Annotated in this window: 22 protein-coding genes and 1 pseudogene; 11 read left to right on the forward strand and 12 right to left on the reverse strand. The window is 34.7% G+C overall.

The window, feature by feature from the left end; translation table 11 throughout:
- Positions 1–903 (reverse strand): sensor histidine kinase (locus AC1DEF_RS26385; RefSeq protein ID WP_477727651.1); only part of this gene is annotated, 903 nt, incomplete at its 3' end.
- 14 nt (positions 904–917) lie between these two features.
- Entirely contained in the window at positions 918–1,607 is a 690-nt protein-coding gene (locus AC1DEF_RS26390) for a response regulator transcription factor (protein WP_097825282.1), read from the reverse strand.
- Positions 1,608–2,995: 1,388 nt separating this feature from the next.
- On the opposite strand from AC1DEF_RS26390, the gene AC1DEF_RS26395 reads away from it, so the two are divergent.
- Positions 2,996–3,724 carry a Fic family protein gene (locus AC1DEF_RS26395; RefSeq protein WP_097825281.1) on the forward strand — a complete coding sequence of 243 codons (729 nt, stop codon included), beginning with the start codon at positions 2,996–2,998 and terminating at the stop codon, positions 3,722–3,724.
- Between the two features lie 91 nt (positions 3,725–3,815).
- Here AC1DEF_RS26395 and AC1DEF_RS26400 read toward each other — a convergent pair.
- Positions 3,816–3,998, reverse strand: a pseudogene (locus tag AC1DEF_RS26400) (DDE-type integrase/transposase/recombinase); the annotation flags it as partial.
- Between the two features lie 1,252 nt (positions 3,999–5,250).
- Between AC1DEF_RS26400 and AC1DEF_RS26405 the strand changes: the two are divergent.
- The 3 genes from AC1DEF_RS26405 (at position 5,251) to namA (ending at position 7,694) form a co-directional block, all read left to right on the forward strand.
- Entirely contained in the window at positions 5,251–6,156 is a 906-nt protein-coding gene (locus AC1DEF_RS26405; protein WP_097825325.1) for an alpha/beta hydrolase, read from the forward strand.
- Between the two features lie 155 nt (positions 6,157–6,311).
- Positions 6,312–6,626, forward strand: coding sequence for an ArsR/SmtB family transcription factor (locus AC1DEF_RS26410; protein WP_097825324.1), 315 nt, complete (start codon positions 6,312–6,314; stop codon positions 6,624–6,626).
- Between the two features lie 42 nt (positions 6,627–6,668).
- The gene (namA, locus tag AC1DEF_RS26415) at positions 6,669–7,694 is read left to right on the forward strand and encodes an NADPH dehydrogenase NamA (protein ID WP_097825323.1); all 1,026 of its coding nucleotides are present in this window, start codon (positions 6,669–6,671) and stop codon (positions 7,692–7,694) included.
- Between the two features lie 967 nt (positions 7,695–8,661).
- Here namA and AC1DEF_RS26420 read toward each other — a convergent pair.
- Together AC1DEF_RS26420 and AC1DEF_RS26425 are read right to left on the reverse strand one after the other, a co-directional pair.
- Positions 8,662–9,699, reverse strand: coding sequence for a sensor histidine kinase (locus AC1DEF_RS26420; RefSeq protein WP_477727652.1), 1,038 nt, complete (start codon positions 9,697–9,699; stop codon positions 8,662–8,664).
- Between the two features lie 92 nt (positions 9,700–9,791).
- Entirely contained in the window at positions 9,792–10,505 is a 714-nt protein-coding gene (locus AC1DEF_RS26425) for a response regulator transcription factor (protein WP_097825321.1), read from the reverse strand.
- Between the two features lie 173 nt (positions 10,506–10,678).
- Here AC1DEF_RS26425 and AC1DEF_RS26430 point away from each other — a divergent pair, with 173 nt between their 5' ends.
- From AC1DEF_RS26430 to AC1DEF_RS26440, 3 genes are read left to right on the forward strand one after another with little or no spacing between them, the layout of a single operon-like run.
- Positions 10,679–11,593, forward strand: coding sequence for an ABC transporter ATP-binding protein (locus tag AC1DEF_RS26430; RefSeq protein ID WP_097825320.1), 915 nt, complete (start codon positions 10,679–10,681; stop codon positions 11,591–11,593).
- Between the two features lie 8 nt (positions 11,594–11,601).
- Positions 11,602–12,354, forward strand: coding sequence for an ABC transporter permease (locus AC1DEF_RS26435; protein WP_255255821.1), 753 nt, complete (start codon positions 11,602–11,604; stop codon positions 12,352–12,354).
- A gap of 26 nt (positions 12,355–12,380) precedes the next feature.
- A complete protein-coding gene (locus AC1DEF_RS26440; RefSeq protein WP_477727653.1) occupies positions 12,381–13,106 on the forward strand; it encodes an ABC transporter permease in 726 nt (241 codons plus the stop codon).
- A gap of 256 nt (positions 13,107–13,362) precedes the next feature.
- On the opposite strand, the gene corA is transcribed toward AC1DEF_RS26440, so the two are convergent.
- Complete coding sequence (gene corA / locus AC1DEF_RS26445; RefSeq protein WP_097825317.1) at positions 13,363–14,322, reverse strand: magnesium/cobalt transporter CorA; 960 nt, start codon at positions 14,320–14,322, stop codon at positions 13,363–13,365.
- Between the two features lie 46 nt (positions 14,323–14,368).
- Complete coding sequence (locus AC1DEF_RS26450; protein ID WP_097825316.1) at positions 14,369–14,566, reverse strand: hypothetical protein; 198 nt, start codon at positions 14,564–14,566, stop codon at positions 14,369–14,371.
- A gap of 655 nt (positions 14,567–15,221) precedes the next feature.
- Here AC1DEF_RS26450 and ftsW point away from each other — a divergent pair.
- Positions 15,222–16,412: a putative lipid II flippase FtsW gene (gene ftsW / locus AC1DEF_RS26455; protein WP_097825314.1), complete on the forward strand. Its 1,191-nt coding sequence runs from the start codon at positions 15,222–15,224 to the stop codon at positions 16,410–16,412.
- 584 nt (positions 16,413–16,996) lie between these two features.
- Here ftsW and AC1DEF_RS26460 read toward each other — a convergent pair.
- Positions 16,997–17,638 (reverse strand): hypothetical protein, encoded by a 642-nt coding sequence (locus AC1DEF_RS26460; RefSeq protein ID WP_097825313.1) that lies wholly within the window; start codon positions 17,636–17,638, stop codon positions 16,997–16,999.
- 180 nt (positions 17,639–17,818) lie between these two features.
- On the reverse strand, positions 17,819–18,463 hold the full coding sequence (locus AC1DEF_RS26465) for a phosphatase PAP2 family protein (protein WP_097825312.1): 645 nt from the start codon (positions 18,461–18,463) through the stop codon (positions 17,819–17,821).
- A 343-nt stretch (positions 18,464–18,806) separates the two neighbouring features.
- On the opposite strand from AC1DEF_RS26465, the gene AC1DEF_RS26470 reads away from it, so the two are divergent.
- Positions 18,807–19,580 carry a TerC family protein gene (locus AC1DEF_RS26470; RefSeq protein WP_097825311.1) on the forward strand — a complete coding sequence of 258 codons (774 nt, stop codon included), beginning with the start codon at positions 18,807–18,809 and terminating at the stop codon, positions 19,578–19,580.
- Between the two features lie 467 nt (positions 19,581–20,047).
- Here AC1DEF_RS26470 and AC1DEF_RS26475 read toward each other — a convergent pair whose 3' ends face one another.
- Positions 20,048–20,902 carry a helix-turn-helix transcriptional regulator gene (locus tag AC1DEF_RS26475; RefSeq protein WP_097825310.1) on the reverse strand — a complete coding sequence of 285 codons (855 nt, stop codon included), beginning with the start codon at positions 20,900–20,902 and terminating at the stop codon, positions 20,048–20,050.
- A 121-nt stretch (positions 20,903–21,023) separates the two neighbouring features.
- Here AC1DEF_RS26475 and fabF point away from each other — a divergent pair, with 121 nt between their 5' ends.
- Positions 21,024–22,259, forward strand: a complete 1,236-nt coding sequence (gene fabF / locus AC1DEF_RS26480; RefSeq protein ID WP_097825309.1) for a beta-ketoacyl-ACP synthase II — start codon at positions 21,024–21,026, stop codon at positions 22,257–22,259.
- A gap of 358 nt (positions 22,260–22,617) precedes the next feature.
- Here fabF and AC1DEF_RS26485 read toward each other — a convergent pair whose 3' ends face one another.
- On the reverse strand, positions 22,618–23,598 hold the full coding sequence (locus AC1DEF_RS26485; RefSeq protein WP_097825308.1) for an aldo/keto reductase: 981 nt from the start codon (positions 23,596–23,598) through the stop codon (positions 22,618–22,620).
- Positions 23,599–23,684: 86 nt separating this feature from the next.
- A complete protein-coding gene (locus AC1DEF_RS26490) occupies positions 23,685–24,479 on the reverse strand; it encodes a carboxymuconolactone decarboxylase family protein (RefSeq protein ID WP_141425895.1) in 795 nt (264 codons plus the stop codon).
- A gap of 205 nt (positions 24,480–24,684) precedes the next feature.
- On the opposite strand from AC1DEF_RS26490, the gene AC1DEF_RS26495 reads away from it, so the two are divergent.
- Complete coding sequence (locus tag AC1DEF_RS26495) at positions 24,685–25,587, forward strand: AraC family transcriptional regulator (RefSeq protein ID WP_097825307.1); 903 nt, start codon at positions 24,685–24,687, stop codon at positions 25,585–25,587.
- Positions 25,588–25,686 lie beyond the last annotated feature (99 nt).

The following is a 25,686-nucleotide window of genomic DNA, read 5'->3' on the forward strand; positions in this document are numbered from 1 at the left end:
AGCTGCTTCTTTCGCTAAATATAGACCCATGCCTGTAGATTCTCTAAACTTCCTTCCGTTTTCACCTGTATAAAAGGGGTCAAACACACGGCGCTTGTCCGTTTCAGGAATCCCAACCCCAAAATCTTTCACTTCTAAAACAGCCTCTCCTTCTTTTTCAAAAATGGTAATATCAACTCTATTGCTCATCCCTTTAGAATATTTGATTGCATTATTAATTAACTGTGAAAAAATAAAGAACAGCCATTTTTCATCCGTCTCAACAATCACTTCTTCTCTTTGCTGCAGGACACTGGGGTATACTCGATTCCGTATATAAAACCTTTTATTTTCACTATTTACTTCCTTAATCATCATGGACAAATTTACAGGTTTAATATGAAAATCTTGTTCAATGGTCCGGAGTCGTGCCATGTAGAGGATCGTGTTTAAGCCGGTTTTCATTCGGTCTGTCTCCTCACGAATACTTGAAGATTCAGGTTCATCTAAGTTTTGAGCAATTAGTTCAATAACAGAAAGAGGTGTTTTCATCTGATGTACCCATTGATCCATAAACTTTAAGTGCTCGTCTTGCTTGGCCTCTAACTCTTTTATTCTGGTTTGATAATGCTTGTACTGACTCTTTAGCAAATAATCAAGCGCTTGGGAAATTGGAGAAGCTTCCGTCGTTTGAAAAGAGTCATCCAAGGAAGAAAGTTCGTTTGTTAATCTCCTATAAAATTTACGGCGGCTGAAATAGTGGCAAGCAAGGTAACCTGTGAGAAAAAATAGTCCAAGAAAGACTGCATAGAAGGCTGGAAGAAGGTGTCGATACCCATCAAGCCAATATATAGAAAGAACCACAAAAAATTGTATGATTTGTATAGCAATTAAAAAAGTATGCTCTCTAAAGAATAATTTCATTTCATCCCACCCCTTCACCATGTAACGATTAGGCGGTAGCCAGCACCTCTAACTGTTTCTACTAAACCTGAAAGTCCAACTTCCTCAAATTTCTTTCTTACTCTTGCTATGTTTACATTTAGCGTATTTTCATCTACATAGAATTGTTCATCCCACAGTTTTTCTAGCAAATCTTCACGCCCCGCAACACGAGGATATCGTTCTAGTAAACTTTCAATTATATCTTTTTCTTTTTTTGACAGCAGGATTGTTTGATTGCGGAATGATAATTCTAATCTTTCAGGAAACAGCTTTAATCCCTCTACCTCTAATATTCGTTCTTGAACTTTTGAAGCATATTCTCCGTAGGCACGGCGAAGCTGACTACGAATTTTCGCCATTACAATTTCAGGATAAAACGGCTTTGTAATAAAGTCATCGCCACCATTTTCAAGTGCCAACACTTGATCCATCTCTCCTATTCGTGCGGATATAAATATAACTGGACAGATAGACTCGTTTCGTATTTGCCTGCACCAGTAATAACCATCAAAGCTAGGAAGGTTAATATCTAATAATACAAGGTCGGGCTTTTGCCTATAAAATTCTTCCATCACATAATCGAAATTCTCCACGATGGTGACATTATATCCATATTTCCCTATATAAGACTGAAGGTGCTCCGCGATTTTGGGATCATCCTCAATAATTAATATTTTCTTCATCTTTTCACTCCCTTTTCTCTAGAAAATTATGCCACAAAAAATACATGAATTCAAAACACGTGAACAATTAAAGGATTATATCTTATTTTTGTCTAAAAAAATTCTCGAAAAATATTAAATTTCCCTTCTATCTTGGATATTTATAAGTAAATGTGCACGTATAGTGTGCCTAAGAATGTCATTGTAGAAGATAAGTCCTAAAGCAAATCTTTTTTACATTGTGGATATTTTGGGGAATGTTGATAGGTACTAATGAGGCGGGAATCTTATGAAGGTCATTATGCATTATCATAAAAAAAGAATAGTTGGTTTAAAGTATCAAGATACTCCAGAACCAAGCCTTCCTAGAATTCGTTTTATGTTAAGTAAATAGCAAAGTGTTTCGTGAAAATAATTAGTTTTGTAACATATGGTACATAAATAAAAAGGATAATGATGTTTATGAAAGTTTAATTTAATGTTATTAACAGGAGTAACTTTTAACGTATTTTATTAAAAATAGCGTTAACTATTATACATTCTATAGAAAAACTTATGTTCCTACGAGAAACCAACGAGAAGTCGGCTCCCTTTCGGGTCTATCATGGGTTTGTCCATACGGACGATAGTATCCATCCAGTTATACAGTTTCCTGCTTTCCTGTTCTCTTTCGAGACAATGGCATTCGCTTTCTCTCGTATCCTTTACCCTCTGCTACATCGTTTGACTTTACAGTCATCCTATTGTTTACACAGATGACAAAGGGCTTACCAAGTTCCGCATCTTATAGATACGACGAGGTTAGGTGGGTTCTTTACTCCGGGCAAGATACAGGACGTGTCACAACAGCATTATGAAATTCCTCTTCCTCTTGCCAATACCCAAGCAAATCTGTGCACGATCCTGAGCTAACACTGACGAAGCTTACAAACCTTCACAATTTTTCACCATACTCGTCTTCCCCTAGCAGTGTTTCGAGTCGTGCACTGACTCTCTGTTTCCGCATTTTCGCATGCAACCCACGAATTCGTTACCAAGCCCGCAGTTTTGGACGGGGATAGTTTTTGAGGCTAAACCAGTGACGTAAGCCAAACTATATAAAAGCGACTACTTGTCACACCATAAAACATGTTATTAACAGTAAAAAGCACAACAACCAGTGTATTGATAATAGACTTACTTGTTTTGTGTAGAACCCCTTTTATAATCTCATTATGTAATAACAAGGCTGTATAAGACTCTTTTTCCTTATATCCTATTAGTGTGATTTAGAATAAAGTTGTACTGTTTTGAAATAAAGATTGATAAAATAGTTTGCTCATCATTAGAATAGTGTAAGCTGTTTTTACTTAATAGTTAGTGTAAAATTGAGATAAGAAATATAGAACGATGCATAGAGGTGAAATTAGATGTTTGAACAAATAAACAGGAAAAAGGTGAAGCTAGATACCTTACGTCCATTACCGAAGTATACATTAAAGAGTTTGCGTGAAAAGCTATTGCTTGAATGGACATATAATACTAACGCTATTGAAGGTAACACATTAACAATGAATGAAACAAAGGTAGTGTTAGAAGGAATTACTGTCGGTGGTAAAACGATGCGAGAGCATTTAGAAGTCATTAATCATCGAGATGCGATTGCATACGTTGAAGAAATTGTGCAAAAAGGAGAGCCATTAACAGAATGGCAAATAAAAAACCTCCATCGATTAGTTTTAAAAGGAATTGATGATGAGTACGCAGGTGTGTATCGTGACCAACAAGTGTTTATTGCTGGTGCAAAACATACACCACCAGCGCCTTATTTAATCAAGGAACAAATGGAACAGTTAATCAAGTGGTATGAGAATGAAGCCCAAAAGTTACATCCAGTGGAGCGAGGAGCTATGCTACATGCAATATTCGTTGGAATCCATCCGTTCATTGATGGCAATGGGCGTACATCTCGCCTTCTTTTAAATTTAGAATTGATGAAAGCTGGTTTTCCTGCAGTCGTAATTAAAGTAGAAAACCGATTAGCTTATTATGAAGCATTAGATAACTCTCATACAACCAACAATTATCAAGATTTCATTCAATTAATTGTAAAAGAGGTAGAAGATTCATTAAATCTTTATTTAAGTGCTCTTTCCTAAGATCATTAAAGGCGGTTCTGGTGCAAAGATTAAGTCCCCGTGAAGGAAGCACATAGATTCCTAACCGAATCTGTTCTTTGGCAACCTTTCTAAATAGTTGATATAGGAACTTCATTTGATTTCGGAAAGATTTGTCCTGTAAAACAAATTGCCGCTTTTTTATCATATGTATTGCTTCAATTCCAGAAATAATGGATGTAGCTGTGCGAAAGTATCGTAATCCTACCATTGAACGAACTCGCTTTTTAATAAACCGATGATTTTGTTCCACAATTTTTTTATATTTTTAAGAGTAAAATTATAAGTGATTTCTTCGTTAAATTGTTGTAGAATAAAAAAGCATATTGGAGATTATTTTTAACATTTCATGTCATCTAGCCTATTCCCAAAGCACAGGGAGTAGGTTTTTTATGTTTATAGGGAAGCTATGATGTAATTAATAAGGTGGTAATCCGTGAATATAAGTTTAATTCGTTTGTATTTCTTGATAAAAACAGAATTATACATAAAACAGATATTACTGTTTTTATAATGTATACACCCTTAGTTAACATAATGTGTTTTATATAAAATATTATATATACTAAATTATTATTAACATTTTTTATTTTTTAATATAGATAATATTTATTGTTATCTTATTTATAAGAGTAAATGATAAAACATTATATTTAATTATAGTTTAACTATTACATATAATGTAGAAAAAGCCCATATTTGTCGTCATGTAGAGTAAATGATAAAACAATGATTTTTAGAAAATAGTTTATTCATTTACTGTTTTATATAAAATAAGTATTATTTTTATTTTTGATTGAATTTTACTTATTAAAAATACATGAACATTAAATAATTGTAAGTTTTATGTTTATTTATCGCGAATATAACAATTTCTCCAAAGGAAAGTAGAAGAGAGAGTGGTATATGATAAGAAGTAAAAACTTTATATCTATATAAGGAGTGATAAGTAACATAATTTCAAATAAATAATAGACAAAACTAAGTATAATTGGATATATAAACTAACTTTGTATTATGATACAGATATAAACTGTAATATATTGGTTATCGTTTTTTGGTTGACGATATATTTTAAGTGTGTTAAATTTGCCTTACACCTTTCAAGCGCAATATTAAACATCTTTCGCATTACAATATCGGGAAAAAGAGATTAACTAACTTTCATTTACAATAATGTTAATTATATCCACGTGGATATAATTGAAATATTCAAAATATATTTTTTTACACCAGTTAATCGGTTTTTACCGATTAATAAATGTGTTTTATTTAAAGCTTGAAAGGATAGAGGTACCTTTTAATTTTAGTGATATAGAATAGAATTAAAAAATATATAGGAATAAACCATATAAAAATTTTTAAATGTTAATATCGGTAAAAACCGATTAATACTCTGTATTGTGCTTGAAAGGTTCTATATTTGAGTAGTTAATGTTTGTAATAAATAGGTGTAGTTTTAACTGAATAAATGAAGTTAATCTTCATAATTTTAAGGAGTGTTATATATGAGTAACTATAAAGATATTCAAAAAGCAAATAATTTCTTCAAAGATAATATACCTGACTTCACTATTCCGGTTGAAGAATTACGTGTGCAAGCTGAAAAAATGTATGGGAAATTACCAGTTGCTGATGATGTAGCAACAGAAAAAGTAGATATTAACGGAATGGAAGGCGAGTGGCAAATCGTTCCTGAATCTAAGGATGATCGTGTACTTCTTTACCTACACGGCGGAGGTTTCTTATTTGGAAGTATTGCATCTCATCGCGGAGAAACGAGTGAATTAGGAAGAGCAGCGAAAGCACGTACACTTGCAATTAACTACCGATTAGCTCCTGAGCATTCATTTCCTGCACCAATTGAAGATGCACTAAAAGCTTATACATGGTTATTAGATCAAGGTTATGACGCTAAAAATATTATTATTGCTGGTGAATCAGCAGGAGGAAGCATGACTGCTGGATTATTAATGAGCATTCGTGATACAAAGTTACCTCTTCCAGCTGGTGGTGTAATGATTTCACCTTGGATTGATTTGGCTCAAACTGGTGAAACTTATATAACAAAAGAAGGAATTGACCCAATGAATTCAACTGCAGGTGTTAAATATCTAGCAGAAACGTATTTAAATGGTACTTCACCAGAGGCTCCTTTAGCATCACCAATTTATGGTGATTTAAGAGGGTTACCACCAATCTATGTAATGGTGGGAGAAGTTGAAGTAATGTTAAGTGAGGCTTTAACATTTGTTAACAATGCTGCATTAGCAGGAATCGACATTAGATTTAGGTCCTTCCCTGGTATGGTTCATAACTGGCCAGCATTTCATTCTTTCCTAGAAGAAGGCAAGGAAGCTATTCTAAGTGCTGGAGATTTCATGAACGAAATCTTTTCAAAACAAACTAAATAAAAAAGAGGAAAAAATGCCTGGATATATCTCCGGGCTTTTTCTACAGGAAGGTTAAATGTTAAATATGATAAACTATAAATACTATGTTTAAACGGTGACAAAAATATATTATATATTCGTTTATTCGATTTTATTTTTAGAAAGGTAGATAGCATATGGATACTTTAACTTTACCTGTGTTAAAAGCATTGTCTAATGAAACCCGATATAACATTTTAGAATGGCTAAAAGATCCGGATGAAAACTTTGAACCTCAAATTAATTTACCAAAAAACTCCGACTTTAAAGGGGTCTGTGTAAGTTCTATTAAAAAGAAAACTGGGATGTCCCAATCAGTCATTTCCGATCATTTAGTTCAGCTGCAAAAGGTAGGCTTAGTGGAATCGAAACATATTAGCCAATGGACTTATTATCGAAGAAATGAGGAAAATATTAAACGGTTCAAAGAAAAGATTCAAGTCGATCTATAGAAAAGAGCCATTCCTCAATCATTTCGCAGGAGTGTGCATAAAATGTCCAATTTATTTAGTCCATATAAAATTAAAAACTTAGAATTAAAAAATAGAATTGTCATGTCTCCCATGAGTATGTATGCTTGTAAAGACGGTTCCGGTCTTGTACAAGATTGGCACCGTATCCATTATCCTGCAAGAGCTGTTGGCGGAGTGGGACTTGTCATAATTGAATCAACAGCAGTTACTAAACAAGGAAGAATGGGACCAACCGACCTCGGTATTTGGGAAGATGGGCAAGTAGAAGGTTTAAGGGACCTAGTCAATTTAATTAAAGGTCAAGGTGCGGCGGTAGGAATGCAATTAAATCATGCAGGCCGTAAAGCTAAAATCGATGATCCTATTGCGGCTCCATCTGCTATAGCCTTCTCAAAAGGTGGAAAAGTTCCTGAAGAGCTTACTAAGACACAAATTAATCAAGTAGTAGAGGCATTTGGTCAAAGTGCAAGACGTTGTACAGAAGCTGGATTTGATGTGGTAGAAATCCATGCTGCGCATGGTTACTTACTTCATGAGTTTCTTTCACCAGTTACTAACTATCGAACTGATGAGTATGGAGGCTCTCCAGAAGACAGATTTCGTATTCTGAAGGAAGTCATTGAAAAAGTACAGTCTGAGTGGATGGGGCCTTTATTTGTAAGGATTTCTGCAACTGATCAAGCAGAGAGAGGCAACACAATTGAAGATAGCATTGTATATGCTAAATGGTTAAAAGAGCTTGGAGTAGATTTAATTGATGTAAGTAATGGATTACTTACGCCTGCAAAAGCAAAAACATTTCCTGGCTATCAAGTTTTATATGCAGAGTCTATTCGCAAGGAAGCAGAGATTGCTACAGGGGCAGTAGGAAAAGTCATTCAGCCAGAACAAGCTGAAGAAATTATTTCAAATGGACGTGCCGATTTAGTTTTTATAGGACGTGAATTATTAGTGAATCCTCACTGGACATATTATGCAGCCAATCGTTTGAATTATGATTTAGAATTGCCGCAACAGTATTCATGGTCATGGATTAAAACGCTTTAAATATAAACAGCTGTTGGCAGAATTTCGAGATTTGTTAAAGAAAATGCCCTTAATTTAGATTATCATAATAAAAAAATCCTTTGCTACTTATAGCAAAGGATTTTTTTATTAATAACTATATAAAGTTAACCTATGTTGAAGGCTGTCCAGTGTAGATAGTTCAAAAAGGTATACATTTTTTGTTACCATAATGTACGTTATCGGAAATCATGTGTTAGAAGAACGTGTTGAAGGGGTACATATAAAAGATAGGGATAGCATCAGGGGGAGAAAATATGCTCGATAATTATGAACATTTCCTATTCTATAGGGAGGTTAAATGTCTAATTGCAGATTATGATAACTGTAGACATTTACCTACTAAGAACGAGTTGCATAATCAGATAGTACTTCTAACAAAAGTTCTTAAAAATGAATAAGTTATTATTATTCGAGCAAACTACTCAAGATACGTTACGTATCACTTTTAATACCTTGATACGTTACTGAAAAAACTCCTGGTCAACAGCAGGAGTTTTTCTCTTTTTACGCTGTATATAATATACAAAGTTAGTTAACATAATCACTCTTTCCGGTACACACCATAAAAAAGAACCCGTATGGCAGAAGGACTCTGACAAGGGTTCTTTTTCCGGAGTATGCAGCTTTTTATACATCCTTGATTTATCAACGCTTTATCAGTAGGTGGTTGAGAAACTAATGTATAAGAAGTGCACCTTTTATACATATGTAAAGATGGGGAAATATATCCTTTATAGCAAAAATATGCTATAATTTAAACGAATTGATTTTTTACACTTTCATAGGTGTAATCCCTTAAGAAGCAACCTCGCTTGCCATACCGAGGTTGCTTTTTATTTTATTAACGATAGTAATTGCTTTAACATCTTGTAATAGATTTGAATATCTCGCCCGTCAAAGTATACATTTTTCCTTACCATAATGCGACTTATCGGCATCAATATATTTATTCAATAAAGGAGATAGTACATGTTGTACCTTCGTCTAAGATACTGTCTACTTCTATTTTTCCTCCATGAGCTTGTATAATTTCATTCGAAATGGTCATTCCTAGGCCTGTACTGCCTTTTCTTTTTGGCGAATCTGAGCCTATATAATAACGATTGAACAAATTTTCAATTGTTACTTCATCCATACCTATTCCATTATCTTGTACAATAATATGAATTAAAGATACTCCTTGGTTATTGTTTTTCTTTTGAATAGATATACGAATAATAGTACCTGGAGAATTATGCTTTACCGCATTGCTAATAAGGTTAATCATTGCTCTTTTAAATAACTTTGGATCTACTTCCCTATAAATAGCCTCAAGCGTTGGTTCATAACTAAACTCGTATTGATTTTCTACCTGAGGATCATTTGCGATATCTACAATAGCTTGGCGAACTAATTCCACTAAGTTACATAACTCTAACTTCATAGGGAGCGCAGCATTTTTCAACTGAAAGGTTAAGTTGAAATCTTCTACTAATCTTTCCATATAGTCCATACGTCCATGAATAATGCTGGAGAATTCCCTGATCTCTTTAGAACTCCATCTATAATCTTTATTAGCTAATAGCGCAGCATATCCTTTTACTACAGATATAGGTGTTTTTAGGTCATGGGAAATACCGGTCATCCACTCTTCCCTTGTCTTCTCTAATTTCTTTCTTTCTAAATCACTGCTTTTTAAAGTGTCTGTGAGTTTATGAAGATCAGCTATTACATCATCGTAAACTTTATAAGTTTGTTTTAGCTGTCCATTAAGCCTTTGACTAGCAGGGATTCCTTTATTTCCTTTCGGCTCTTCTAATTTGTTGTTTGCAAGATTTTGCAGCCAACTTGATATATGCAATAAAGGAGATCCAAACAACTTTCCAAAAATAAAAGCGACCATTACTACAGCTAACAAGCAGATAACACCTAACATAACCATAAACTGAATCTGATATTTAATTGGTACAGAATTACTTGAAACATCTTTAAGAACAAAGTCCATATAAGTAGAGGAAACAAATATGCATAGTGTAATAACGAACGTAAGAAAGCACAAGAAAATAAGAAATTGTTTAGCTAGCTTATTTCGTAAATTCATCTTTTTAACTCGCTTCCTATTAACTTATAACCTAACCCTCTAACTGTCACAATTATCTTAGGATCACTTGGATCTTTTTCGATTTTCTCTCGAAGTCGTCTGATATGTACCATGACTGTATGCGTATCGCCGTAACTATCCATGCCCCAAATATGTTCATACAATTGATTTTTGGTAAAAATTTTATTGGGGTGCTCACAAATAAAGCAAAGAAGTTGAAATTCTTTAGCTGGACACTCTACCTCTATTCCTCGTACTACTAATTGGGCAGAATCTACATACAGACTAAAATCGTTATAATGGTAAACCTGTTGTATAATCGGTTCTTTACTTCGTTCGTTCATATTCAAACGTTTTAATTGGGCCTTAATACGCGCTACAATCTCTAAAGGATTAAAAGGCTTAGTAACGTAGTCATCTCCACCAAAATTAAAACCAGTAAGCTTATCCAAGTCTGTATTTTTAGCAGTCAAAAAGATAATAGGTGCATCTGTATAATTCCGAAGTTCTCTACATGTCTCAAAACCGTCTCTATCCGGCAACATAACATCCAGAATAATAATGTGTGGCCTTATGACCTTACAAATATCTACTGCTTCTTTTGAAGAACTAGCTGTAAAAATATTGATTAAGTTTTCTTTTCTTAATGTTACAGTTAACAATCTTAGAATTTCTTCATTATCATCAACAAGAAGAATCTTAGGTTCCATGTTTCTCCCCTACCTTAAAAACACTTTTTCTTCCATCATAGTCATCCTTCTTTTGGTAAATCAATAGATAATAGCACCTTGATGTTTAATTTTAATAAAGTTTAACTTCTGTTTAACTTCACTTTTTTGCCCGTTTAACTTTACTTAGTAAGCTGTAAAAGAGGTGAGAGTAGATGACAAATTATGTTGTAGAAACGGAACAGTTAACCAAAAAATATAAAGCACAAACAATTGTGAACAAAATACACTTGAAAGTAAAAGAAGGTGATATATATGGTTTTTTAGGCCCTAATGGGGCAGGGAAAACCACCACTATACGAATGTTATTGGGATTAGCAACTCCTACTAGTGGTAACATCTATGTATTTGATCTTCCCCTCGAAACAAGAAGAATAGATATTTTAAAACATGTAGGATCTTTAGTTGAGTCCCCGTCTTACTATGGACATCTAACAGGCTATGAGAACCTAGCTTCACTTGCTCGTCTATTACAAGTACCGCAGCAAAGAATTGAAGAAGTTTTAGAGATTGTGCGGCTTTCAGAAGTAGCCAATCGTCTTGTAAAAAACTATTCATTAGGAATGAAACAGCGTTTGGGTATTGCTGCAGCTTTACTTTCCAAACCTAAATTATTAATACTTGATGAACCAACAAATGGATTAGATCCTTCAGGTATACAAGAAATAAGGGAATTAATTAAGGAACTACCCGTAAAGTATGGGATGACCGTTATTGTGTCTAGCCATCTTCTTAGTGAAATTGATCAAATGGCTACTCAGGTAGGAATTATTAATAAAGGACAGTTACTGTTTCAGGATTCTATTGAAATGTTAAGAAAGAAAAGTGAACCCTCCTTAAAAATTGGTACCGATAATCTGGAAGAGGCAAAGAAATTTCTACAACAAAAAGGAATTGTAACAACGCTAAAAGAGGGATACTTGTGGACACCATCAATAGCTAAAGAAGCTGTTTCAACTATTAATTATGAATTGATTTCAGCTGGCTATGATGTATTTGAACTTACGTACTATAAACCGTCTTTGGAACAAATCTTTTTAGAGATAACTGGAAAGGAAAAAAGCCTATGATACGACATATGATAAGGGCAGATATTATGAAAGCGAGACGTACGGTATTAGTTCCTATAGTTTTTTTAGCACCTTTGCTTACATTTCTCTATGAGTGTACTAATTTCTTGTTACGTATAGAAGTAATGATTCACCAAGCAGAAGAGAAACAAACAGGTTTATGGCAAATCTTTTTATATGATAAACAATTTATATTGAGCTTAACAATTCCCTTAAGTATCACGTTGGCTGCCTCAGTAATAGCCAATACCGAACATCAAGGGAATGCCTGGAAGCAACTCCTAGCTCTTCCCATTAAACGAAGTTCTCTATTTTTAGGAAAGTTTGCGTTGCTGTTTTTAGCTATTTGTCTATCTGGAGTGGTTAGTTATTTTGTTTACTTGCTTTTTGGTTTGTTCTTTGACTTGGGCGATGATATTCCTTGGCTGCAGCTTTTAGGGGATAGCGTATTACCTTTTTTATGTTCTATTCCTATAATGGTATTTCAGTTGTACCTTTCGATAAGTATTAAAAATCAATCATTTGCTATTTTAACAGGTGCTCTCTCGTCAATGGCTGGTTTATTTTTCGCTCTAAGTCCCTTAACTAAATGGATTCCATGGGCTTATCCGTTAAATGGATCTACAGTTCGCCTCAATTATCGTACACAACACCTTATTTTAAACCCAGATTTAATGTATGTATTGATCTGCTCTTTTGTTATAGGAATATTCTCGTTAACTGTAGCTGCGTGGTTATTTGCACGAAAGAAAGAGGTGTAAATGAAATGAACCTCCTAAAAACATTAATGTACGAAGAATGGTTTAAAATGAAACGCTCTAAAATATGGTTGCTAGTAGGGTTAGGTCCTATAATCGGTGTTCTATTTGCATGGTTTAACTTTCAAGCAAACTATGATGTATTTATGAACGATATTGGTGATAATGAATGGCTAGAAGCATGGACACAAGTACAAATTTTTTATTCACCGTTAATATTACCTGTTATAACAGGCGTATATGCTTCCATGCTATGCCGTGTCGAGTATATGAATGGAGGATGGAAGCAACTTTTAGCATTGCCTATAAGAAGAGAGACAGTTTTTATCTCTAAATTACTAACTATATTCGTCTTACTGGCTCTGACTCAAGTTATTCTCCTTCTTTTATTTATCTTAGGTGGCTTCAGTATAGATATGAAAGATCAAATTCCTCTCTCTTCGCTTTTAATATTCATTGTAAGAGGATGGGTTGCTGCACTTCCATTAGCTACGGCCCAACTAGCCTTATCTTTACGTTGGCATAGCTTTGGTGCTCCATTGGGGATGAATATTGCTCTTTCACTACCATCAATCTTGGTTGCTAACTCAACGTTTGGCCAATTTTATCCTTGGGCGCAACCGATGTTAGCCATGTCACCAGCAGATGAGAGCCCTATTCCATCTAATTTTATATTTTTCCTGATATTAAGCAGTTTCTTAATTTTTAGCTTATTAATAGGGCTACGAACTATAAAGAATACTACTTATAACTAAAACCATAATGTTACTAACCCGTAAGGTTTCTTAGCTAAAAAATATATTTCACATAAAAACGAATAGATGAGCAAACTAAGTGAGACGCCGTGAAAGGATCGTTTACGACTATAATTCAACGAATACAAAAAGACTGCCACTTTTAACTGGGAAGAGGTAGTCTTTTTCTGTTTTTAGGCTGTATATGTTATACATTTTTAGTTACCATAATACGATTATCGGAAATCTTAAAAAATAAGTCAGCATTTTGTTGATATTATTTATTTACATTAAACCAGCCTTTTCGTTTAAACCAAAGAATCATGCCAATTGTCATTAAAGCCATAATTCCTAAAACAATATAATATCCGTAGTGCCAGTGAAGTTCAGGCATATGATCAAAGTTCATCCCATATAACCCTACGACAAATGTAAGGGGGATGAAAATAGAGGAGATAATTGTTAATGTCATCATAATGGAGTTCATCCGATTGGCGTTAAGTGAAAGGTAATTATCTCTCATATCTGATGTCATATCTCGATTGGCTTCCACCATGCTTGTTAATTTTATCAAGTGGTCATAGATGTCATTGAAATAGGCTTTCTGCTCCGCAGGTATATTTAAACGTTCGGAATTAATAATTCGATATAGCAGATCACGCATAGGAAGAATGGTTTTTCTGAGCTTTAATAAATCACTTCGGATATCAAAAACATCATTCATTAGTAAAGCAATTGATTTTTTGGCATCTTTGCTTTCAATTTCATTTAATTTATCCTCAATTTCATACACAATTGGGAAGTAATCATCCACTAATTGGTCCAGAACCGCATAGGCAATATAGGACACTCCTTTATTAAATCCACTAGGATGTTGTAAAAGACGTTGTTGTACTGTTTCAATACTAAGTAATGGTTTAAAGTGAAAGGTCACTAAATAATTGTCTCCGATAAATACGTCTACTTCTTCAACATCTAATGTGTGGCTATTTAAATAATGAAGAACTAAAAAGCTGTAATCCTCATAATAATCAAGCTTAGGGCGTTGTAATAAATGAAGACAATCTTCGATAGCTAAAGGGTGAAAGTGGAAAAATGTCTCTAACACTTCTGCTTCCTCCTCAGATGGAGAGGCAAGGTCTACCCAGAACCACTTAATTGAAGGATTAGACAAGTGATCAAGGGGTACATCTTCTTTGACATGTAGGTCTTGTGTAATAGCTATTGTGCGAATCATTCTGCTGCTCCTCCATGTGATTAACGATTCTATACATTATAGTATGTTACATAAAATAAACGATTAATCCAACTGCTAACAAGGCAATGAAATCTTTCTGATACTTTCTTCTCTTTTCTTCACTTGTATCTTTATTTTTACCAAAATATTTATCTATAAAAATAATAAAACAAAGCAGGAGGAAACTAAGAATGATATCTAGTATTAAGAAATGAAAGAAATCATCTGTAGTAGTCGATGACATAGTAATTCTCCTTATTTCTCACGTTTAAGTGTGAGAATACTAAATAAGTCTCTCTTCATATTTTAATCAGGGACAAAAAGTTCTAAAATCAATGTAGCTGTATAATAACGAATAGCATAAAAAAGAAAGGATTCGCTTTTTATTGTTTTCCTTATCCTAATGTTTATAATTAAAACATAAAAAACAACTTATTATATAACAAAATGTTCTATATGTCCTGATTTTTTGGAAGAAAGAGAATGATTAATCTTAAAACAGGAACGTCTAAGAAGTGTATAAGTTAATAAGGTGAGACGGAGAGGAAAGGATAAAACGTAACGATATATAATAAAAGAGATAGTAGTGGGAGATTTTTATGAAATATGCACAAATTTTTATTGATAATCGAATTCGAAATGCAACGTTGATTGTATTGCTTATTTGTATGAGTATAGCTTGGCTTTTTGATAGCGATTACTGGTACAATATAGCCGTTCTTATGGTTTCAGTATCTTTTCTCTTACATGGTATAAATGATTATATCGTAGGAAAGAACAAAGCACGAGGAACTGTTATTATACTATTGAGTGTTCTTTTTACTCTATATAATCTACTAAGAATCTTTGTTTTATGATAAAAATAAGATTTTTACACTTGCAAGGAACGAGGAGTTTTTATGTTTAAGAAAATAGTAAAATGTTATGATTACAAATTTATTGTAGCCTTAATTGTTCTAAGCCTCATCGGTTTAGTCATGGTCTACAGTGCTAGTATGGTAACGGCGGTTAGTCGTTACGGTGTTGAAGGGGATTATTTTTATCAAAAGCAAAAACTTGCTCTGATAGCAGGCTTCTTCTTTTTCTGTGTTGCTGCCTTTATTCCTTATAAAATCTATCGAGAAAAAAAAGTATTAAAAATCTTATTAATAACAGTGATTACACTTCTTGCCTTGGTCCTTATTTTTGGACATACGGCAGGAAATGCACAAAGCTGGCTTATCCTGGGCCCGATTAGAATACAACCATTAGAATTTACGAAACTAACAATCATTGTATATTTATCGGCTGTTTTTGCGAATAAACAAGAGTATATCAATGATTTAAAGCGCGCTATTATTCCACCTACCCTTGTTGTATTGTTTATTTGTTTCTTAATTGCTTTGCAACCCGATTACGGTGGGATTTTACTTATTTTAGGTACAGTTGCGGCTATTGTTTTATGTTCAGGTATTTCAATAAAATCAATGCTAAAGATTGCCTTACTAGGAGTAGTAGGCATCCTTATTATGTTAGTCGTTTTATTAGTGACGGGACATATAGACACCGTGTTTTCGCCTGTTCGTTTAGCTCGTTTTACTGGCTATCTACATCCTTTTGAGAACCAACAAGGAAATGGGTACCAACTGGTTAACTCCTACTTGGCAATAGGGAGTGGTGGACTATCGGGCATGGGATTAGGACAAAGTGTTCAAAAGGCAGGTTATCTGCCTGAATCCCACACAGATTTTATTATGGCAATTATTGCGGAGGAACTAGGTTTTTGGGGAGTACTTCTTGTATTAGGACTATTATTTTTTATTATCCTTCAAGGGTTAAAAATAGCAAGAAAATCTAATGATCCTTTTGGAGCACTACTAGCTATCGGTATTTCCGTTATGATAGGTATTCAAGCATTTGTTAACCTTGGAGCAGTATCGGGAATTCTTCCTATCACAGGTGTAACGTTACCTTTTGTAAGTTATGGTGGTTCTTCTCTTACATTGCTTATGTTTGCTGTAGGAGTACTAGCGAATATATCCATGTTTAATAAATTTGAAAAGAAATACAAACACAAAGTAACAGATCCAAGGAAACTGAAAAGTATCTAATGATTTGTATGAATGACATTTCTATAAAAATTATTGAGGATAAAATAAAATTATAAACAAAAGACACTGGTTAAGAGCCAGTGTCTTTTGTTTATGGAAGGAGGTTAAGTTTGTAGTATTGCTAAAGGAATTCAAAAGTCTATTAGAACGCCTCTTATGTACCATTTATATACTTTCCTAAAAATCTTTATGTAGAAGATAAAAATTATTCCCTTCGGAAAAACTGCAAGGCGCTATAAACGATCCATAGAAAACAGGCCACCATAACTTGTTTTTCTAGGCAAAGAATAATTGTCCATAGTATCACTAAAGTTAAAATAGGAATAGATAACTTCCTTATCATTCACACCTTTCCTTTCTTCATTATTATCCTATCTATATTCATGAAAACGTGGTAGATTGCCTTTTTTGTGCAAAAAAAAAGACGCCTATTAGGGCGCCTATATCCAACGAAATAGTTTAGAAAAGGGAAAAGTGTTTACTTTAAGAATGAACATGATCTTATTTGGTCATTACCCTTTTTAAAAAGAACAAAACATACATTATAGGTAACACAAATAAGCTACTTAAATTCTCTATTTCATTTATTGATCCTCTGGACTTACCTCGAGACTTTCAACTTCATCATTCTTCTTTACTTCTAATCGCACAACTTTGTTTTTACTATCTCCAGGCATATTGTCGTCATCTTGCTCAAAGTCTTTAGATTTTTTATAAGTCTTTTTTCCACTAGACACTTCTATTGTTACATCATTATCGGTTTCATTAATTAATTTTCCAATTATGCTATAATCTCCATCAGCATCTTTTTCGTATATACCATTTGAATCTGCTTTTGCTTGAGGAGTTAACTCTAGACTTTCTGCATTGTTATTTTTAGCATCAATCTCTACGTTTACTTGTTTTCCACCAATATCCTTAGGTGTATCTTTTTCTTTTTTAAACGACTTACTTTTAGGTATCTTTACTTTTTTACCATCGATAACAAGTGTTAACTCATCGTTCGTTTCTTTCTCTAATGTTCCTACTAAATCAAAGTCTTCACCTTGCTGTTTACTATCCGGATCTTTGGAGAACTGTTGTAAATTTGATTTATTTTCAGAAGAGCTATTTTCACTTTGTGATGTATTTTGCGATGATTCATTTTGATTAGAGCATCCTACAAGAGATCCTGTAGCTAAAGTACCGGCTAATGAAATACAAAGCATTACCATTTTTTTATTCATATAGCTTATTTCTCCTTTTTCTTTGTTTTTGTTTATATTGCCTATTCTTTAAAAAACCAAACGAAATTACTTTTTTAAAACCGGAGAAGTTATATAGCATAGTCACAAGAATAATCATAATTATTCTTGTGTTAACTACTATCTTTGTATGTGACCTTGCTGTCACCAAATTGAAATTAATTAGTTAGACATTTTGTTCTTTTCTTTATAATGAACTGTATATAGCATTATAACTATGAGCCAAAACGCACTAATAAGGTATCCGCCTAAAATATCGCTTGGATGGTGTACACCTAGATAAATACGACTGAATCCCATTGCTAAGATAAGAATGCTTGCTAGTAAGGAAAATACGACCTTTATTTTATTGCTCTTTAAATGTGTCCATAACAGAAATAGAAGTATACCGTAAAGAACAAAGGAATTCATAGCATGTTGACTAGGAAAGCTATGTTTATCCACCTCTACTAAATGAGATCCATCTGGTCGTGAACGGCTAAATAAATACTTTAGACCCTCGCTAAGCAGTCTTTCTCCTATCATGGCAACAATGAATAGAACAGAGGCAAAACGACGTTTAGTTACAAAATAAAGGTAAAATAAAATTGCAAGACAGATTCCAATAACAAAGTAAGTTGATCCAATAAAATCAAAAAATTTCATTATAGGCGTTAAGTAAGAAGATCGTTTATGATGGATAAAAGATGATAACCATTTGTCAAATTCACTAAACTTGCCCATTTCAACTAAGATACCAGTACAAACAAAGCTAATTAGCAGTAACAGTCCAAGAACATATAATTTTAACTTTACTAACATCTTCATATTGAAATCCCCAGTTCTATATAAGTAATGTTATTATTTACATGTATTTCACATATATACAATTTAGCTTCCTCAGAACCCTATTGTAGTAACCTGGCTTTCTTTCACTAAAGATGCAGTAATTATAGAGAGGCTAAAAGTGTTTATGATATTCAAAAGAAGTATTAGCAAAGTTACACAAGTAACTTTGCTAATATTTACATTTTAATAAATATTATATATAGAATTAGTGTTAAAATAATGAAAGTTCCATTCTCTAGGATTACCGTTCATATAGATGGTCACTCTAATGTAAGCAAATTCTTTAACATAATGAACTATACTTTGGAAAGGAGGAAAATAGATGGAGTCCATATGGATCGAATACGCTTGGGCGTTGTTAATTCTAATTGGTTTAGAAGGTTTATTATCGGCTGACAATGCTCTTGTACTAGCAGTCATAGCTAAACATCTACCGGATAATGAGAAGAAAAAAGCAATTAATTATGGAATTCTTATGGCATTTATTTTTCGATTTGGTGCTCTCTTCGCTATTTCATTTATAGCCAACGTATGGTGGATTCAGGCGGTAGGAGCAGCTTATCTTCTGTATTTAGGTTTGAAGCATGTCCTTAAGGCACGGTTTGGGAAACACAACGAGAATATTCATAATGATGATGAAAAGGAGTCTGCTGGAAAAGGATTCTGGCCGACAGTAGGAAAAATTGCGTTAGCTGATTTGGCTTTTGCGATTGATTCTATTTTAGCTGCGGTAGCTATAGCCCTTGGTCTTCCAGATTCACAGTTTGGTGAAATTGGTGGTATGGATGGGGGACAATTTGCAGTTGTAGTTTTGGGAGGAATTGCAGGTCTTATCTTGATTAAGTTTGCAGCGACCTGGTTTGTAAAACTCCTCGAAAAGCGTCCTGCCTTAGAAACTACAGCATATGCCATTGTTGCTTGGGTGGGTGTCAAACTTGCTGTTATTACACTTGCTCATAAGGATATAGGTGTCTTAGACCCTCATTTTCCCCATAGTACTATTTGGACATTAATCTTCTATGGAGTATTAGTTGGTATTGCTCTACTAGGTTGGTTTGCACCGAGCAATAAGTCTTTAGAAAGGCCTTCAGCTTAAAAAGATAATTAAGTATGACGTATTAACGTAGAGAAACCTTCTGAATTAGACTATGTAAAAAAGGAAAATTAGAAGGCCTTGTAAAATTTACAAGGCTTTTTTTGCATATAAAGATAATCTAGATAAATTAAATAGTTCGTAAAAGTATACGTTTACGGACTTTGAGTTTGTATAAAAGATTTATCATTCTCGACGTTCGTTTAAATTTAAAAATAATTTACGAACGTTCTTTAAAATACATGTAGTTTTACGAACGTTTTTAGCAAAGTAATAGATTGAAAAGTCTACTTCCTTACCCATGGAAGTAGCTTTTTCTTTAGAACATCCTACGTTAAGAATAGTAGGAATTGGGATTCCTAGCCCTTAGGTTGCTTTAAACGTTTAATTTTATCCTTTTATTTTGAGTGAAAAAGCAGTCTCGAAGTAAGAGACTGTCATCTTAATCTGCTTAATATAATAAAATTTCTTTAAAATGGCTCTACAGAAACTCTTTTCATTAGCCGTTTTAACTTATTTTCCGTATCCGTTTTCTCTACTGGCGTGTAGATACTACACCGCAAATCCATATCCCCTTGAACTTGGAGAGAAGTTAAATTAAATAACATTTTTCCTGCTTTGGCATGTCTAAATTCAATAACCATTTCAGGAGCTTTACTCACTTGGCTTTCATTCCATAAGGCCTGGAATTCTGGATGTAAATGACTCATCTGACTAATAAACTGGTTGTACCATTCATCACCTAAATAGTGTCCATAATAGGTACGGAAAATAGCAAGAAAACCTTTCGCGAAATGCTCCCAATTGACAGCTAATGCTTTCAATTCTTTTCGGGCGAACACTAATTGAATTAGATTTCTTTGATCATTTGGAATTTGTTCGAAATCTAGAAAAACATGAGCTGCTGCGGGGTTCCATCCTACAATATGGCAATGGCGATCTGTCACGATAGTCGGACAATAGGTTAATTCAGCTAGTATTCGCTTTAGAGAAGGGCTAAGCTCTAATTGATCTTTTTTTGGATGAACAATTTCTAACTTTGTTTCTAATGCTAGATCATATAAATAGTCTCTTTCATCGCTATTTAGTTGTAGAGCTGTAGAAATACAATCAAGCACAATAGAAGAAACTTTTATATCTCTTCCTTGCTCTAACCATGTGTACCAAGTGGTACTTACCCCTGCTAATTGTGCAACTTCTTCTCGTCGTAATCCGGGTGTCCTTCTTCGGGTTCCAGCTGGTAACCCAATAGACTCTGGCTTAATTTGAGCACGTTTAGCTTTTAGGAATGTAGACAGGGCCTCAAGCCTAGTTTTATCGTTCATTTTTAAAACTCCTCATCATACAATTTACCCTAGTAGTAGTTATACCAGGATAAACAATCCCTTGTAATAGGATAAAAGGACTGTAAAATACAAGTATATTATTGATTTGGAGTGATGAAAAGTGGAAAGAGTTGTGATTACAGGTATGGGAGTAGTCTCTCCTATAGGAAATAACATCAGAACATTTTGGAACAACCTAATTAAAGGAGAGTCCGGCATCTCCTCTATAGATACATTTGATATTACTGACCATAAGGCAAAAATTGCAGGAATTGTTCGGGATTTTGATGCAGATGAAATTTTAGGAAAGAAAGAAGCAAGGCGTTTAGATCGCTTTTCCCAATTTGCTATAGCTGCAGCTGAACAAGCCTGGGCAGATTCTAAGTTAGATCTCAATCATATAGATCCAGAAAGGTTAGGCGTATACGTAGGTTCAGGTATAGGCGGCATTGAAACCTTAATTGAAAATATTGATGCACTTAGACAGAAAGGGCCAAGGAGAGTCAGCCCAACTCTCGTGCCAGGTATGATTTCTAATGCTGCTGCAGCACAAATTAGCATCAAGTGGAATGCAATGGGTCCTTCTATGTCGCCTGTTTCTGCTTGTGCCATCGGAAATACAGCTATTGGGGAAGCCTTTAGACTCATTCGTTCTGGAGAAGTGGATGCTGTGTTTGCGGGTGGAACAGAGGCTGCTATAACAGACTTATCAGTAGCCAGTTTTGGAAATGCCACCGCATTATCAACAAGAAATGACAATCCTACTCAAGCTAGTCGTCCATTTGATGAAGACCGTGACGGATTTGTCATGTCAGAAGGAGCAGGAATTCTAATCTTAGAATCTTTATCTCACGCTTTGCGTAGAGGAGCAAACATTCATGCAGAAGTCATTGGATATGGTGCAAGCTCAGACGCACACCATATGGTTGCTACACATCCAGAGGGTAAGGGTGCTTATCTTGCGATGAGAGCAGCTTTAAAAAATGCAAACATATCCCTTGAAGAGATTGATGTTATTAGTGCTCATGCCACAAGTACAAAGGTGGGTGACATCTCTGAAACCAAGGCTATTAAGGAACTGTTTGGACAACAAGCGTATCAGATTCCAATAACGGCTAATAAATCTATGGTTGGTCACATGTTAGGAGCAGCTGGTGGAGTTGAAGCAATTGCTTTAGCAATGAGCCTTAAAGAAGGCATCGTTCCTCCAACAATTAACTTAGAAAATGCCGATCCATTATGCGATTTGGATTATGTACCAGCTATTGCTCGCCAAGTGAAAATAAATACTGGTTTATCTAATTCATTTGGGTTTGGAGGCCATAATGCAGCTATTGTTTTAAAGAAATACGAGTGAGTATATTTTCACTCGTATTTCTTCATGAAAATTAAAGCCAAAATAAAATATAATTACGAATTGCTATTTAAGTTGGATTAAAGATACCCAAAATCGAATACATTTGGCAAACCATACCCTAATTAATGATAGCAGTTCCTTGGATACTCGCTGAAGAACCAGATTAATGTCCCTTTATATCCTAACTGCCACCCTAAACTATATTTTTAAAATACTAAAAGAAATGTTGAGAAATGACAAGCAAGCATTAAAGCAAAAGAGCAAACTTTATCAGACAGTAATTAAAACCTTATAAATCACGCCCTCAGTTCCTGCATAAGGAGATGAGGGCACTTTTTCTATAAAAGCTTTCCTACTATTAATTATGGCCAACTATTGAATGTGGTACATATGGCTCTTCAAGAAACTTGATTTCCTCAGGTGTTAGCTTAACTGATAAAGCGCCTACGGCATCCTCAAGATGCGCTATTTTCGTAGCACCAATTATAGGAGCTGCTACTGTTTCTTTCTGTAATAACCAGGCAAGTGCAATGTGTGTACGGGGAATACCATGTTTTTCTGCGATGGATGCCACTCGCTCTACAACCAACCGATCGGCATCTGCAGTCGCATCGTATTTAGATTTTTGAATTTGATCTGTCTCAGAACGATGGGTTGTTACTGACCAATCACGCGTTAACCTCCCTGATGCAAGAGGGCTATATGGAGTGACAGCAATTTTCTCTTCTTTACAAAGAGGTAACACTTCTCGTTCCTCTTCACGATATATCAGGTTTAAATGGTTCTGCATAGACACAAACTTAGTCCAACCATTCTTTTCTGCTATATGTAACGCTTTTTGGAATTGCCAAGCGTACATGGCAGATGCACCAATGTACCTTACTTTGCCAGCCTTCACCACGTCATGTAATGCCTCCATCGTTTCTTCAATAGGAGTATTGTAATCCCAACGATGGATGATATAAAGATCTACATAATCAGTTTCCAACCTTTTAAGACTCTTATCGATTTCACTCATAATAGCTTTTCGGGAAAGGCCAGAACCATTTGGGCCTTTATGCATTTGTCCGTGTACTTTAGTTGCTATCACAACTTCATCACGACTAGCATAATCTTTAAGAGCTCGTCCAAGGTATTCCTCGCTTGTACCCAGTGAGTATACATTTGCTGTATCAAAAAAGTTAATCCCTAAGTCGAGGGCTTTTTTTATAATAAGGCGAGAGTCCTCTTCATTAATCACCCATTGGTGAAGCCATTTGTTGGCGTCCCCAAAACCCATACATCCAAGACAAAGTCGAGATACATCTAAGCCTGTATTACCAAGTTTTACATACTCCATTTAATTGCCTCCTACTTTCCTAATGAGTCATGCACTTTTTTAAAAAAAAGACCTCAATGGTACAACTTTCTTTTCAGCAAGATCTCTTAATTTTCAGGAATAATTTCATTGACACATGCTAATGTGTTAAGTGTTCTCGGAAAGCCCATGTAGGGTAAGCAATGAGTGATAGCAGTGATTAATGTTTCCTTATTATTGCCCACATTTATGTTACCCTGCACATGTGCTTTCACTTGACCTTCAGCACCGCCTAACGCACTTATAATACAGAGCGTTAATAGCTCTCGTGTTTTCAAATCGAGTCCGTCACGAGTATAGAAATCTCCGAAGCAAAAAACAGAAAGATATTCCTGCATATGCTTTTGATTCGATGGAGCACTCTCCTGCATTTTTTTTATGACATCTCTAAAACTCTCTACTTGAGTTGCAAGACCCTTTTGAAAGCGATTATCTTCATCTACCGTCTTTTGGCTTTCAATCGGTAAAGCGATATTCTTTGCTTTGAATACCTCATTAACTTCATTGATAGTATTTAACGTTTTCGGGAATCCAATATACGGAGCACATTGGTAAACCGCCTCTTTGATTTCTACAGGTGTTAGCCCAACATTCAATGCTGCACTAACATGTGCTCTTAATTGAGGTAATGTCTGGTTAGTAGCAAGAACCACCAGGGTGATTAACTCACGCTGTTTGTCATCCAGATTACCTTGATAAAAAACTTCCCCAAAAATAAAATGGCTCAGAATGTCCTGAAAATCAGGATCAGTGGCATGGGTACTAGGTACTCCTTCACCAAATAGCTGTTTGGATTTTTTTTGCTCTTTTCGATACGATTCATAAACAAGCCTCCTGACAGAAAAATTTGGATAAGTCCACATTTATATTAGGTACTTTTATTACAATTGATTGATTGTGAACTTCTTTTAAATTGTTTTTTTTCTTAACGTTTTTAATTATGTCATAAATATCAAAAAATCCTTAACCTATTATTATCAAGTTTTTGCCTAATCCTCTCAAAACCCCTTACTAAATCTATAACTATTAGGTATAATGAACCGAAAATAAGGAAAAGGAGAATAAGTTATGTTTAACAACCCCTATAAACAGCAACATGAACTTGTTAAACTCATTGAACGCCTTTTAAAGCAGGACGATGTTCACCCTACCACTATTCCATCTTTATTTCTCATCCGTGAATCCAATACTACTGAACCCATTTCTCGGGTTAATGAGCCATCTTTTTGCATTATCCTCCAAGGAGAGAAGGAGATTTTATTGGGAGAGGAACGCTTTTTATATGGTCCTGGTCATTATATTGTGGCATCAGTTGACTTGCCAGTTACAGGTCAAGTCATCAAAGCCTCAACCGAGTCCCCATATTTAGCCTTCAAACTTGAATTTACCTCTAGCCAGGTTTTAGAGGTTTTAAATGGCACAGATATTAAAACTGGGCAGGGAAAGAACGCAAAGCGAGCTATGTATGTTAGCAAGGTAGAGCCATCTTTGTTGGACGCGGTATTAAGGTTAGCATCTTTGCTAGAAACGCCACAACATATCCCAGTTCTTGCTCCATTATTTAAAAAAGAAATTCTCTATTGGATTTTACAAGGTCCACATGGTGAAGCGCTTGAACAAATGGCATTAGAAGGTAGCAATGCTTCTAGAATAAGAGAGGTTATAGATCATATCATCAATAATTATGAAGAGTCTTTTCGTATTGAAGAGCTTGCTGAAATAGCAAATATGAGTGTTTCATCGCTACATCGACATTTTAAAGAAGTAACGGCAATGAGTCCCATTCAGTTTCAAAAACAACTGAGATTACAGGAAGCGAGGCGCTTGCTATTAGCTGAGTCGACAGATGTAGCTGATGTCGCATTCAGGGTCGGATACGAAAGTCAATCGCAATTCAGTCGAGAATATTCACGTATGTTTGGCTTTTCACCTAGAGTAGATATAAACCGAATGAGAGAACACTACGTTTAAATAAAGGAAGTCATAAACAAGCAACTAGAAGTATCTCAACCTGTTTTAACAGAAGAGCAAGTGGAACAAATCAATTTCACCTTAATTGAAGCCTTACAT

The sequence above is a fragment of the Priestia sp. 10L35 genome (assembly GCF_056395685.1).